Raw genomic sequence first — 12266 nt, forward strand, 5'->3', positions numbered from 1 at the left:
GATGAACGAAAGGGAAAAGCAGATCCTGAAGATCCTGCGGCGTAACCCTCTTATTCAACAGCATGAGATCGCCCAGATCCTCGATATCAGCCGCTCCCGCGTCGCCGCGCACATTATGGATTTAATGCGTAAAGGGGCGATCAAGGGCAAAGGCTATATCCTTACCGAACAGGATTACTGCGTGGCGCTGGGTGCCATCAATATGGATATTCGCGGCGTAGCGGACATTCGCTTCCCGGAACCCTCTTCCCATCCGGGGGCCATTCAGTGTGCGGCGGGCGGCGTGGCGCGTAACATTGCCCATAATCTGGCGCTGCTCGGGCGTGAGGTGCACCTGATCTCTGCCGTCGGCAGCGATTTTTATGGCGAAACTCTGCTGGAGCAGACCCGTCAGGCGGGCGTTAACGTCCAGAGCACCATCCGCCTGCACGGACAAAGTACGGCGACCTATCTGTCGATTGCGAATCCGCAGGACGACACCGTTTTAGCGATCAACGATACCCATATCCTGCAGGGGCTGACGCCGCAGCTGCTGAACCAGTCCCGCGAGCTGCTGGCCCATGCGGGTGTGGTGCTGGCGGATTGCAACCTCACCGCAGAATCGCTGGAGTGGGTCTTTACCCTCGCCGGGGATGTGCCGGTGTTTGTCGACACGGTATCAGAATTCAAAGCCGGGAGAGTCAAACCCTGGCTGTCACGTATCCATACCCTGAAGCCAACCCTGAAGGAGCTGCAGATTCTGGCGGAGTGCGACGATCGTCAGGCCGCGCTCAACGCCCTGCATGAGAAAGGGGTGCAGCGGATTGTAGTGTGTCTGGAAGATGATTCGGTGCTGTGCAGCGAGCAAGGCGCGGAGCCGTTCCTGCTGACGCCGCCAGCCCACCCGGTAGTCGACCGCTTTGGTGCTGATGACGCCTTTATGGCGGGACTGATCTATGGCTTCCTCGACGGGAGCGATTTTGCGGACAGCGCCCGGTTTGCCGTTGCCTGCGCAGCGCTCTCCAGGGCCAGCGAAAGCATCAACAACCCGACGCTGTCGGTGGATAACACCCTGTCGCTGCTGGACAGCCAGCCGTAAACAGGCCGGGTAGATCCCCTACCCGGCCTGCGCCTAGCCCGCTAAACCAATAAAGAAGCCCGCGATGGTGGCGCTCATCAGGTTGGAGAGGGTTGCCGCCACCAGCGCCCGGACGCCAAGCTGGGCAATCTCCGGCGCGCGCTGAGGCGATACCGCAGAAAACGCCCCTACCACCACGCCAATCGAGCCGAAGTTAGCAAAACCACAGAGCGCAAAAGAGATGATGGCGATGGTTTTCACGTCCAGCTGACCGGCGGTTTGCAGATACGGCGAGAAGTTGAGATAGGCGACGAACTCGTTAATCGCCAGCTTCTGGCCAATCAGGCTGCCTGCCAGGGTAGCATCCTGCCACTCCACCCCCATGATCCACGCCAGCGGCGCCAGGGCGTAGCCAAACAGCCCTTCCAGGCTCAGGCTTTCAATGCCAAACCAGCCGCCGATGCCGCCCAGCATGCCGTTCAGCAGGGCGATGATCGCCACAAACGCCATCACCACCGTCGCCACCCCGGCGGCAATTTTTAACCCGGTCATCGCCCCGGTCGCCGCGGCTTCGATAATGCTTTTCGGCGGCGTATCGCTGAACGACAGGTTTTCAAAGGTGACCTGTGACGCCTCCGTGGCCGGGCTCAGCAGACGGGCAAACAGGATGCCCCCGGGGATCGCCATCAACGAGGCGGCGAGGAGATAATCAATCGGCACCCCCATCCCCGCATAGCCAATCAGCATTGACCCGGCAATCGACGCCATCCCGCTGCAGATGGCGGTAAACAGCTCGTTGCGGTTCAGCCTGTCGATGAAGGGTTTGACTATAGCCGGGATTTCGTTTTGCCCGAGGAAGATAGTGGTCACCGCCACGAAGGATTCAATTTTACTGATGCGCAGCGCTCTCTGGAAAATGCCGCCCAGAATACGGATCAGCAACCCCATCACGCCAATGTAGTAAAGCAGGCTGATCAGCGCGGTAACAAAGATAATGGCGGGCAGAACGCGGAACGCAAACACGAACCCGGCCCCGTCAAACAGGGTATCCATCTTTGGCCCGACCAGCGCGCCAAAGATAAAGGCGCTCCCGGCATCGCTGTAGGACATGACCTTACTGACCCCGATGGCGGCCTGCTCAACCAGCCATTTGCCGGGTGGGAAATAGAGCATGATGCCGCCGATCGCCACCTGCAATACGAATGCGGCGCCGACGGTGCGCAGGCTGATCCGGCGTTTGTTGACTGAAAGGAGGAAAGCTATTGCTAACAGTACCGCCATACCCAGCAGACTTCTCATTACGTCCATAATGATTTCCTTACCTGAAAACCCGGCGACAGGCCGGGTATCCGTGATTCCACTGCGAAGACAGGCGACGGCAAACTGCCTGTGAAAAGGTTATGCGAGGCGCTGGTACGACTTAGCGATATCGCAGGCCAGGCGGGCGTTGTTAAAGACCAGCTGAATATTGGATTTCAGGCTGTCGCCGCCGGTTAATTCCGCCACCCGGGCCAGCAGGAACGGGGTGCTGGCTTTGCCGGTCACGCCCTGCTCTTCCGCTTCCTTCACCGCCTGGTCGATAGCGGCATTGATGGTCTCTTCCGGCATGGCAAACTGTTCCGGGATGGGGTTCGCCACCACCAGGCCGCCGTTGAGGCCGGTCTGCCATTTCACCGCCATTGCGCGGGCGATGCCCTCGGCGCTGTCGAGACGAATGCTGACCTCAAACGGGCTGGTGCGACAGAAGAAGGCAGGCAGGGACTGGGTCTGATAGCCGATTAACGGCACGCCGTTGGTTTCGAGATATTCGGTGGTTAATCCGAGATCGAGAATAGATTTTGCCCCGGCGCACACCACGGCAACGTTGGTTTTCGCCAGCTCCTGCAAATCGGCGGAAATATCAAAAGTGTGTTCCGCCCCACGATGCACGCCGCCAATGCCGCCGGTGGCAAAGACCTTAATCCCGGCCATCGCGGCAATAATCATGGTTGAGGCCACCGTCGTGGCACCGTTTATTCCGGCTGCCACGACAAAAGGCAGATCCCGGCGGCTGACTTTCGTTACGGCGTGACCTTCGCGGCCTAATAATTCAATCTCTTCTTTACTTAGCCCCACTTTCATTACGCCGTGAATAATAGCGATAGTGGCCGGAATAACGCCCTGCTGGCGGATCGCGTCTTCAACTTCCAGTGCCGTCTGGGCATTTTGTGGGAAAGGCATGCCGTGAGAAATAATGGTGGATTCAAGCGCCACAACCGGTTTTTTATTATTTAAGGCGTCCTGAACTTCAGGAGAAATTTGCAGGAACTCAGCAGATAAGTTTAATTCAGACATGTTCTCTCTCCATTAATGCGTTAACATTTTCAGACGATAAATCAGGGTTATTGGTATAAATCGACGCCAGCGCCAGCGAAGAGCAGCCCTGGGCAAAACGAACGGAATGGGCGAAGGTGGCGCCTTCCAGCCAGCAGAATGCCAGCCCCGCCATCATGGCATCGCCCGCGCCGGTCACGTTTACCAGCCGGGTTTTGAAGGGGGCTGACCAGCCGCTTTCTCCCCCTTTCTCACTGTAATAAACGCCGTCGCCACCCATGCTTAACACCAGCCGGAACAGGCCATGCTCGTGGAACCAGGCCGCGACTTTTGGCGCATCGACGGCACAGCTCAGCGGGATGCCGCTCAGGGTTTCGGCTTCAATGCGGTTGGGTTTCAGAGTGTGGATATGGCCCAGCCAGTCGCGCACTTTGTGGCACTTCCAGGCGGAGACCGGGTCAACGAATACCGGCGCCTGGCCAGCGTTTTCAAAGATCCAGCCCAGCGCGGATTCACTGAGATTGCAGTCCACCACCACCGCTTTTGCTGCACGCAGAAAGGCCAGATGGTGGGCCAGATATTCCGGGTTGATGTAGTCAGAGATGGCCATGTCATTAATGGCCACCAGCATTTCGCCGGTGTTATCGAGTAACGATAAATAACTGGAAGTGCCCTCGCCCGCGATAACCTGGCATTTTTCTACCTGCACGCCAGCGGCCTGGGTTTGTGACAGCAGCGACTGACCGTAAAAATCATCGCCGACCGCGGAAAACAGCCAGACATGTTTCCCCAGCAACGCAAGGTTTTGCGCAATATTCCGGCCTACGCCGCCGGGGGTAAATTTTATTTTACCTGGGTTAGAGTCCGCATAATTCAGCGAGGCATGTGAATACCCCGCAACATCCATATTTGCAGAACCAATAACAACAATATAATCCTTTTCACGCATAGAACATCCTCTGGCACGCAGGCCATCGCAATGATAATTAAGCGAGGGAGTTACTTTAAACACTATTAGAGCACGTGTTTGTATGTGAACACATGTTCATAGTATGCGTAAGAAGGGGAAAGTAAATAGATCCAAAATGAGATCGTGAAATGTATATGAACAGAATCACAGTTTTTTGTAGATACACTTTTTCGCTCTACAAAAAACTGCGAACCGCTGCACGATTAAAGGCAAAAAAAAGGGCAGAGTTGCCTCTGCCCTTTCTGGAGAACGTTAAATTATGCTGCTTTTGCGGCAACCACCTCAGCTTCCGGGCGCTTCAGCACCGCGTAAGAGAGACCTGCCACCAGGGTACCGGCGATAATCGCAAACAGGTAACCCAGCACCGGCGTGATTGCGCCAGGGATCAGCAGAACAAACAGACCGCCGTGCGGCGCCATCAGCTTCGCGCCAACCGCCATAGAGATGGCACCGGTCACGGCACCGCCGACGATACAGCACGGCAGAACACGCATCGGATCGCGGGCAGCGAACGGAATCGCCCCTTCGGTGATAAAGCACAGGCCGAGAACCAGCGCCGCTTTACCGCCTTCCTGCTGCGCCTTGTCGAACTTACGACGGGCAACGATAGTCGCCAGGCCCAGCGCCAGCGGTGGCACCATGCCCGCCGCCATAATCGCCGCCATTGGGGCATACGTCTGGGTACTCAGCAGGCCGACACCAAAGGCGTATGCCGCTTTGTTAACCGGGCCACCCATATCGGTACACATCATGGCACCGAGAATAGTTCCCAGCAGGACCGCGTTGGCGGTGCCCATGGTCTGCAGCCAGTGGGTCAGGCCTTCGAGAATGCCTGCAACCGGTTTGCCGATCAGGTAGATCATCGCCAGACCAACCACCAGGCTGGAGAACAGCGGAATAATCAGGATCGGTTTCAGCGCTTCCATGCTTTGCGGCAGTTTCAGCTTCGAGCTGATGAGCTTCGCCACGTAGCCTGCGAGGAAGCCCGCGATGATCCCGCCGATAAAGCCAGAGCCGGTGCTCACGGCGAGCATACCGCCGATAAGACCCGGGGTCAGACCCGGACGGTCAGCGATGGAGAACGCAATGTAACCCGCCAGTACCGGCACCATCAGCGCGAACGCCGAGCCGCCGCCAATCTGCATCAGCGCCGCCGCCAGGGTACCCGGCTCTTTAAAGGCCTCGATACCGAACGCGAAGGAGAGCGCGATACACAGACCGCCCGCTACCACCATCGGCAGCATGTAAGAAACGCCCGTCAGCAGGTGACGATAGGCTCCGGCAGACTCTTTCTTGCCTTCGGAAGCCGCAGCCGCGGTGTTGCCTGTAGGCTGGAAGAGTTTGGCTTCAGCCTGGGCTTTATCCAGCTCCTGCGCAGTTTTCTTCAGCGCCAGACCGGTTGAGGTGCGGTACATCGGCTTACCGGCAAACTTCGCCAGATCCACTTCGATATCTGCCGCCACGATAACCAGATCCGCAGCCGCCACCTCTTCCGGGGTGATGGCGTTGCCTGCGCCTACGGAACCGCGGGTTTCAACTTTCACCCACCAGCCGCGTTTTTTGGCTTCGGTTTCAATGGCTTCAGCCGCCATAAAGGTGTGCGCCACGCCGGTCGGACAGGCAGTGACCGCCACAACGCGCTTCGGCCCGCTGGCAGCAACAGGTTCAGCCGCTGCGACAGGCGCGGTATAGAGCGCTGCGTGGCCTTTCGCTTCGCTCAGGAACAGTTCCGGGTGAGCCACGGCGCGATTGATGTCGCCCAGCCACACTTTTTTGCCGTTCAGCGAGCTGTCGGCCGGAATTTTGTCGCCCAGCACGATAACCAGCTCGGCATCGCCCGGGTTGTCGATGAAATCAAGGTGTGCTTTATGTCCCGCCGAACCCAGCAGGGTTTTCGCCATATAAGCGCGAGCCTGTCCGAGTGCAGAGTCAATAATCAGCAGCGTTTTCATTATGCCTCTCCTGCTGTCAGTTAAAGGGTTTCAAGTCAACGCGCGCCATCATCGCGGCCAACTGGGTACGATCGGTAATGCCGACATTGCTCTGGCTGACGGCCAGGGCAGCAACGGCGGTGGCAAGACGTAAAGTATGCTCGCTGGATTCACGCATCAGCAGGCCGTAGATCAGCCCGCCAACCATCGAATCGCCGGCACCGACGGTGCTGACCACTTCCATTGACGGCGGTTTTGCGATCCATTCGCCAGAGGCGTTAACCCACAGCGCCCCTTCGGCACCTAAGGAAATCACCACGTGCGCGATGCCCTGCTCACGCAGCGCGTGGGCGGCCTCAATCACGTCCTTTAATTCTGGCAGCTTACGGCCAGCCCAGATCTCAAGTTCGCGACGATTTGGTTTCACCAGCCACGGCGCGGCTTTCAGACCGGCCACCAGCGCATCGCGGCTGCTGTCAAAGATGATGCACGGGCACTGGCTGCGCAGGCGCGTCATCCAGTCGGTAAAGGCTTCCGGGCTGACGCCGGACGGCAGACTGCCGCTGACGCAGACCATGTCGAACTGGCCGAGCCAGGTCAGGGAGTCATTCACAAAACGCTCCCAGTCGGCCTGGGTGACTTCAAAACCGGAGAAGTTCAGGTCGGTGACTTCGCCATCTTTTTCGGTCATTTTCACGTTGATGCGGGTACGGCCCTGCACCACCTGAAAACGGTTGGCGATCCCCAGCTCGCTGAACAGCTGCTGGAAACCATCCTGGTTATCTTTGCCGAGGAAACCGCCGACGGTGACGTCGATACCCAGATCCTTCAGCACTTTCGCAACGTTAATCCCTTTACCTGCCGCGTGCAGGCCAGTGGTACGCACGAGGTTAACTTCGCCGCGTTCAATTTCCGGGCAAAAGCCCACGAGATCGTAAGCCGGGTTCAGCGTAATAGTGGCAACACGTCTGCTCATTATGCGCCCTCCCCCAGACCGGCCGCGATGGCATCGCCAATCGCTTTCAGCGCCTGTTCAGCATCTGCACCCTGTGCGGTAAAGCGCAGGCGATGGCCTTTCTTCACGCCCAGCGCCACGACTTTCATCAGGCTGCGACCGTTGGCCGGTTTACCGCTGCCGTCGAGGTTGGTGACGGTAACGTCGCTGGAGAATTGCTTAATAGTGTTGACCAGCATGGTGCCCGGACGGGCGTGCAGGCCGTGCTCGTTACGCACCACAAACTCGGCGCTCAGCAGTTCATCGGTGTTTACGTCATCGCTGGTCAGCAGCGCCAGCAGGGTTGCAGCGTCTGCTTTCAGCAGCTGTTCAGCTTTTTTGTTCAGCAGCAGGTCGCCGAGGCGCTTCAGCACCTCTACCGGCTGTTCATCCGCCATGGCGACGGTAATCAGCATCGCCGCGGTTTCCCCGGCGGTATCGAATGCGGTGGCCGCACGGCTGACCGCGATGGCGCTGCGCAGGTTGCCTTCAGCACAGTCGTTCAGCCAGATGCCCTGGCCGAGGTTCAGCGGCTTATCGTTGATGGCGTGCGCCACGAAAGCGGTATCCACCGCACCGGCTTCTTTCAGACGACCGGCGTTCAGCGCCTGCAGGGTCACCAGATCGGACGCAGCTACGTCCAGGGTCAGGGTATCGTTATCCAGCTTCAGGGCTTCGCTCTGCTTTTCACCCATCAGCAGCGCGCGCAGCTCTTCTGCGGTGGTCGCGGATTTCAGCTGTTCAGCCACATTGTCATCGCTGAGAACGTGCGTCAGCTGACGCAGCAGGCCGAGGTGTTCATCGCTGCTGGCGGCAATGCCGATGGCGACATAGGCCACCTGGCCTTCACCCCAGAGCACGCCCTGCGGGAACTGATAAACCTGAACGCCGGTTTTCAGCACCTGGTCGCGGGTATCGGTGGTGCCATGCGGAATGGCGATGCCATTACCGAGGAAGGTTGAGGTCTGCAGCTCGCGCGCCAGCATGCCGTCAACGTAGCCGTCAGCCACATTGCCCGCCTGCACCAGCGCGGCAGCGATCTGCCGGATAGCCTCTTCTTTTGTACCGGCCTGTTCGCCCGGATGAATGTCCTGCACGGATAACTGGAACATGGTTCTCCACTCCTGCTGAATTTGAATCGATTCAGCTTAACTGTGAAAAAAGGCGCCAATCCGTTTGGGTTAGGTAAACCAATTAGCGCTGAAACGTTTCAAGAAGTCTTGCGCTTTATGGGATAGCTTTCAAGTAAAGAGTCATTTCAGCTTGCAGAATTTAGAGTTACAGCACATTTTTGCTTCAGTCGCCTGCTGCCAGCCGCTCGGCTTCAGCAACTTCAGCAAGCGCAACGGCAATCTGAAATGCTATTTTGATTTTTTGTGGGGCAATTGACGCGGACAGCTGTTTATTTTCTGACAAGCGGCGTAAAATCCGCGTCTCTTCATATCACTGATACAGAAACATGCACACCACTCCCGCGGCCGCCTCGCCAAAATCCTTTGATCTGACCTCATCGGCGTTTTTGATTGTTGCTTTCCTTACCGGCATTGCCGGCGCGCTACAGACGCCGACGCTGAGCTTGTTCCTCACCAACGAGGTGCATGCCCGTCCTGCCATGGTGGGTTTCTTCTTCACCGGCAGCGCCATTATCGGCATCCTGGTCAGCCAGTTTCTGGCCGGGCGTTCAGACAAGAAAGGCGATCGCAAATCCCTGATTGTTTTTTGCTGTCTGCTGGGGGTATTCGCCTGCCTGCTGTTCGCCTGGAACCGTAACTATTTTGTGCTGCTGTTTGTTGGCGTGTTTCTCAGCAGCTTTGGATCTACCGCCAACCCGCAGCTGTTTGCCTTAGCCCGGGAGCATGCCGACCATACCGGCCGCGAGGCGGTGATGTTCAGCTCGATCCTGCGTGCCCAGGTGTCCCTGGCCTGGGTGGTGGGGCCGCCGCTGGCCTATGCGCTGGCGATGGGGTTTGGCTTCCCTACGATGTATCTCAGCGCCGCCGTGGCGTTTGTGGTCTGTGGCGCGATGGTGTGGTTTTTCCTGCCGACGATGCGCAAGGAGCCGAAGCTGGCCAGCAGCGTGCTGGAATCACCGCGCCGTAACCGTCGCGACGCCCTGCTGCTGTTTACCATCTGCACCTTAATGTGGGGCACTAACAGCCTGTACATCATCAACATGCCGCTGTTTATCATTAATGAACTGCATCTGTCCGAGAAGCTGGCGGGGGTGATGATGGGAACGGCCGCCGGGCTGGAGATCCCAACGATGCTGATTGCAGGCTACTACGCCAGACGCTTTGGGAAACGCTTCCTGATGCGCCTTGCCGCCGTCGCCGGTTTGCTGTTTTACGTCGGGATGCTCACCGCACAAACGCCGGTAGTGCTGCTGGGCTTACAGCTGCTGAACGCTATCTATATTGGTATTCTCGCCGGGATCGGCATGCTCTATTTCCAGGATCTGATGCCGGGCCAGGCGGGTGCTGCTACCACGCTATATACTAATACCACCCGCGTGGGCTGGATTATTGCCGGTTCCGTGGCCGGGATCGTGGCCGAGATCTGGAGTTATCACGCGGTATTCTGGATTGCGCTGGGGATGTGCGTCCTCACCACGATCTGCCTGAGCCGCATTAAGGATATTTAGGGCGCGGTGAGCGCCTCGAGTTCAAGCAGCCAGGTCATGGCCTGCTGGCGCGTATCCCGGCACATCTCCCGCGAGGGCTGGAGTCCGGCGCACACTTTTGGGCGCAAAGGCGAACCGAAGATTTTGCAGCGCTGCTGAGCGTCCAGCTGCACGCAAGGGGTATTGGCAGGCTTGCCGTTGGGCATCCCGGGAATGGGGCTGGTGATGGAGGGCGCGGTGCAGCATGCTCCACAGTCCGGACGGCAATCCATATACGCACTTTACCTGAAAGAAACCCTGGAGCACGGGCGTGGCGCGCACAGTAACACCTTTTGCGTATTGATAGCAAAAGCCGCGAAATCCGCTTGCCTGAAAAGCCGCGCGCGAGTACTTTGACGCGATATTTTTGACCTTCCCGTTAACAGGATTACTGCAATGCCAAGAGCGAACGAAATTAAGAAAGGTATGGTGCTGAATTACAACGGCAAACTGCTGATTGTGAAAGACATTGATATTCAGGCACCCAGCGCCCGTGGCGCAGCAACGCTGTACAAAATGCGTTTCGCCGATGTGCGTACCGGTCTGAAAGTTGAAGAGCGTTTCAAAGGCGACGATATCGTGGATACCGTTACCCTGACCCGTCGCTATGTCGACTTCTCCTACATTGACGGCAACGAGTACGTCTTTATGGACAAAGAAGACTACACGCCATACATCTTCACCAAAGATCAGATTGAAGAAGAGCTGCTGTTTATTCCTGAAGGCGGCATGCCGGACATGCAGGTTCTGACCTGGGATGGCGTCCTGCTGGCGCTGGAGCTGCCGCAGACCGTGGACCTGGAGATCGTGGAAACCGCACCGGGCATCAAAGGCGCATCAGCATCCGCGCGTAACAAACCTGCGACCCTGACCACCGGTCTGGTCGTTCAGGTGCCAGAGTACCTCTCCGCTGGCGAGAAAATCCGTATCCATATCGAAGAAAAACGCTATATGGGTCGTGCTGACTAAGTGCGGGCTGTTTCCCCGGTGGCGCTACGCTTACCGGGCCTACGAAAAACCGGCCAATGAGCCGGTTTTTTTATGGGTGCTTTTGTAGGCCGGGTAAGGCGAAGCCGCCACCCGGCAATACCGCTTAAAGAAGTTCCGGATATTTGGTCATCTTCAGCGCCAGCTCCACACCGCGCACTTCCGCCATCCCTTTCAGACGGCCAATCGCCGAATAGCCTGGGTTGGTTTTCTTACGCAGATCGTCCAGCATCTGGTGTCCGTGATCCGGACGGAACGGGATAGGACGCAGATCGCCCGCCTGCTTACGGCGCTTCTCTTCGCCCAGAATCGCATCAACCACCGCCACCATGTTCACGTCACCGTTAAGGTGCGCCGCTTCGTGGAAGGTCTTCGGATTCTCTTCCCGGCAGGTTGCCCGCAGGTGGGTAAAGTGGATACGGTCGCCGAAGGTTTCAATCATTTTCACCAGATCGTTATCGGCGCGCACGCCGTAGGAGCCGGTACACATGGTGAAGCCGTTGTTGATGCTGTCGACCGTCTCTTTCAGCCACTGCATATCTTCAATGGTAGAGACAATGCGCGGCAGACCGAGGATAGGACGCGGTGGATCGTCCGGGTGAACCGCCAGACGCACGCCCGCCTCTTCCGCCACCGGTACAATCGCGCGCAGGAAGACGGCCATGTTCTCACGCAGCTGGTTTTTGTCGATGTTGCCATACTCTGCCAGGCGCGCGCGGAACTGATCCAGGGTATACCCCTCTTCCGCACCCGGCAGACCGGCGATGATGTTGCGGGTTAACTTTTCGATATCCCCTTCGCTTGCGGCCTCGAACCACGCCTTCGCCTGCTGCTGCTCTTCTGCGGTGTAATCTGCCGCCGCGCCGTCGCGCTTCAGAATATGCAGTTCGAACGCGGCAAAGGCGATCTGGTCAAAACGCAGCGCCTTTGAGCCGTCCGGCAAAGTATATTCGAGGTCGGTACGCGTCCAGTCGAGGATCGGCATAAAGTTATAGCAGACGGTGTCAATGCCGCAGGCCGCGAGATTGCGGATGCTCTGCTGGTAGTTGGCAATCCAGGTCTGATAGTCGCCGGAGTGGGTTTTGATCTCTTCATGTACCGGAATGCTCTCGACAACTGACCAGGTGAGCCCTTTCTCGGCCAGCAGCGCCTGACGCGCTTTGATCTCCTCTACCGGCCACACCTGGCCGTTAGGAATATGGTGCAGCGCCGTGACAACGCCCGTCGCGCCAGCCTGACGCACATCATCAAGAGAAACAGGATCTTTCGGCCCGTACCAACGCCAGGTTTGTTCCATTGATTCACCCTCTAAAGTTGTTATACCAATATTTCGACATGTGATGACGACTACCATA

Annotated in this window: 11 protein-coding genes; 3 read left to right on the forward strand and 8 right to left on the reverse strand. The window is 57.7% G+C overall.

From position 1 onward, the window contains the following. Position 1 precedes the first annotated feature (1 nt). Complete coding sequence (locus ACOYA6_RS11090; protein WP_223073987.1) at positions 2–1078, forward strand: sugar kinase; 1077 nt, start codon at positions 2–4, stop codon at positions 1076–1078. Positions 1079–1111: 33 nt separating this feature from the next. On the opposite strand, the gene ACOYA6_RS11095 is transcribed toward ACOYA6_RS11090, so the two are convergent. The 6 genes from ACOYA6_RS11095 to fruB form a co-directional block, all read right to left on the reverse strand. Then, complete coding sequence (locus tag ACOYA6_RS11095) at positions 1112–2365, reverse strand: NupC/NupG family nucleoside CNT transporter (RefSeq protein WP_422654699.1); 1254 nt, start codon at positions 2363–2365, stop codon at positions 1112–1114. 90 nt (positions 2366–2455) lie between these two features. Then, positions 2456–3391 (reverse strand): pseudouridine-5'-phosphate glycosidase, encoded by a 936-nt coding sequence (locus ACOYA6_RS11100; RefSeq protein ID WP_422654700.1) that lies wholly within the window; start codon positions 3389–3391, stop codon positions 2456–2458. After that, complete coding sequence (locus tag ACOYA6_RS11105) at positions 3384–4319, reverse strand: pseudouridine kinase (RefSeq protein ID WP_422654701.1); 936 nt, start codon at positions 4317–4319, stop codon at positions 3384–3386. Before ACOYA6_RS11105 ends, ACOYA6_RS11100 begins: the two co-directional genes overlap by 8 nt. 278 nt (positions 4320–4597) lie before the next feature. After that, complete coding sequence (gene fruA / locus ACOYA6_RS11110) at positions 4598–6292, reverse strand: PTS fructose transporter subunit IIBC (protein WP_138369906.1); 1695 nt, start codon at positions 6290–6292, stop codon at positions 4598–4600. A gap of 16 nt (positions 6293–6308) precedes the next feature. Next, positions 6309–7247: a 1-phosphofructokinase gene (fruK, locus tag ACOYA6_RS11115; RefSeq protein WP_039031046.1), complete on the reverse strand. Its 939-nt coding sequence runs from the start codon at positions 7245–7247 to the stop codon at positions 6309–6311. Continuing rightward, on the reverse strand, positions 7247–8377 hold the full coding sequence (gene fruB, locus ACOYA6_RS11120; RefSeq protein WP_422654702.1) for a fused PTS fructose transporter subunit IIA/HPr protein: 1131 nt from the start codon (positions 8375–8377) through the stop codon (positions 7247–7249). The genes fruK and fruB overlap by 1 nt, the downstream gene beginning before the upstream one ends. Before the next feature lie 347 nt (positions 8378–8724). Here fruB and setB point away from each other — a divergent pair, with 347 nt between their 5' ends. Beyond that, positions 8725–9906: a sugar efflux transporter SetB gene (gene setB, locus ACOYA6_RS11125; RefSeq protein ID WP_039031044.1), complete on the forward strand. Its 1182-nt coding sequence runs from the start codon at positions 8725–8727 to the stop codon at positions 9904–9906. Here the strand turns inward: setB and ACOYA6_RS11130 are convergent. Then, the gene (locus ACOYA6_RS11130) at positions 9903–10157 is read right to left on the reverse strand and encodes a YkgJ family cysteine cluster protein (RefSeq protein ID WP_138369903.1); all 255 of its coding nucleotides are present in this window, start codon (positions 10155–10157) and stop codon (positions 9903–9905) included. The genes setB and ACOYA6_RS11130 overlap by 4 nt on opposite strands. Before the next feature lie 163 nt (positions 10158–10320). Here ACOYA6_RS11130 and yeiP point away from each other — a divergent pair, with 163 nt between their 5' ends. Next, a complete protein-coding gene (gene yeiP / locus ACOYA6_RS11135; protein ID WP_008500940.1) occupies positions 10321–10893 on the forward strand; it encodes an elongation factor P-like protein YeiP in 573 nt (190 codons plus the stop codon). A 124-nt stretch (positions 10894–11017) separates the two neighbouring features. Here the strand turns inward: yeiP and uxuA are convergent, their stop codons facing one another. Beyond that, positions 11018–12208 carry a mannonate dehydratase gene (gene uxuA, locus ACOYA6_RS11140; RefSeq protein ID WP_039031042.1) on the reverse strand — a complete coding sequence of 397 codons (1191 nt, stop codon included), beginning with the start codon at positions 12206–12208 and terminating at the stop codon, positions 11018–11020. Positions 12209–12266: the final 58 nt, after the last annotated feature.

This window comes from Leclercia barmai, assembly GCF_049312895.1.
GTDB lineage: Bacteria > Pseudomonadota > Gammaproteobacteria > Enterobacterales > Enterobacteriaceae > Enterobacter > Enterobacter barmai.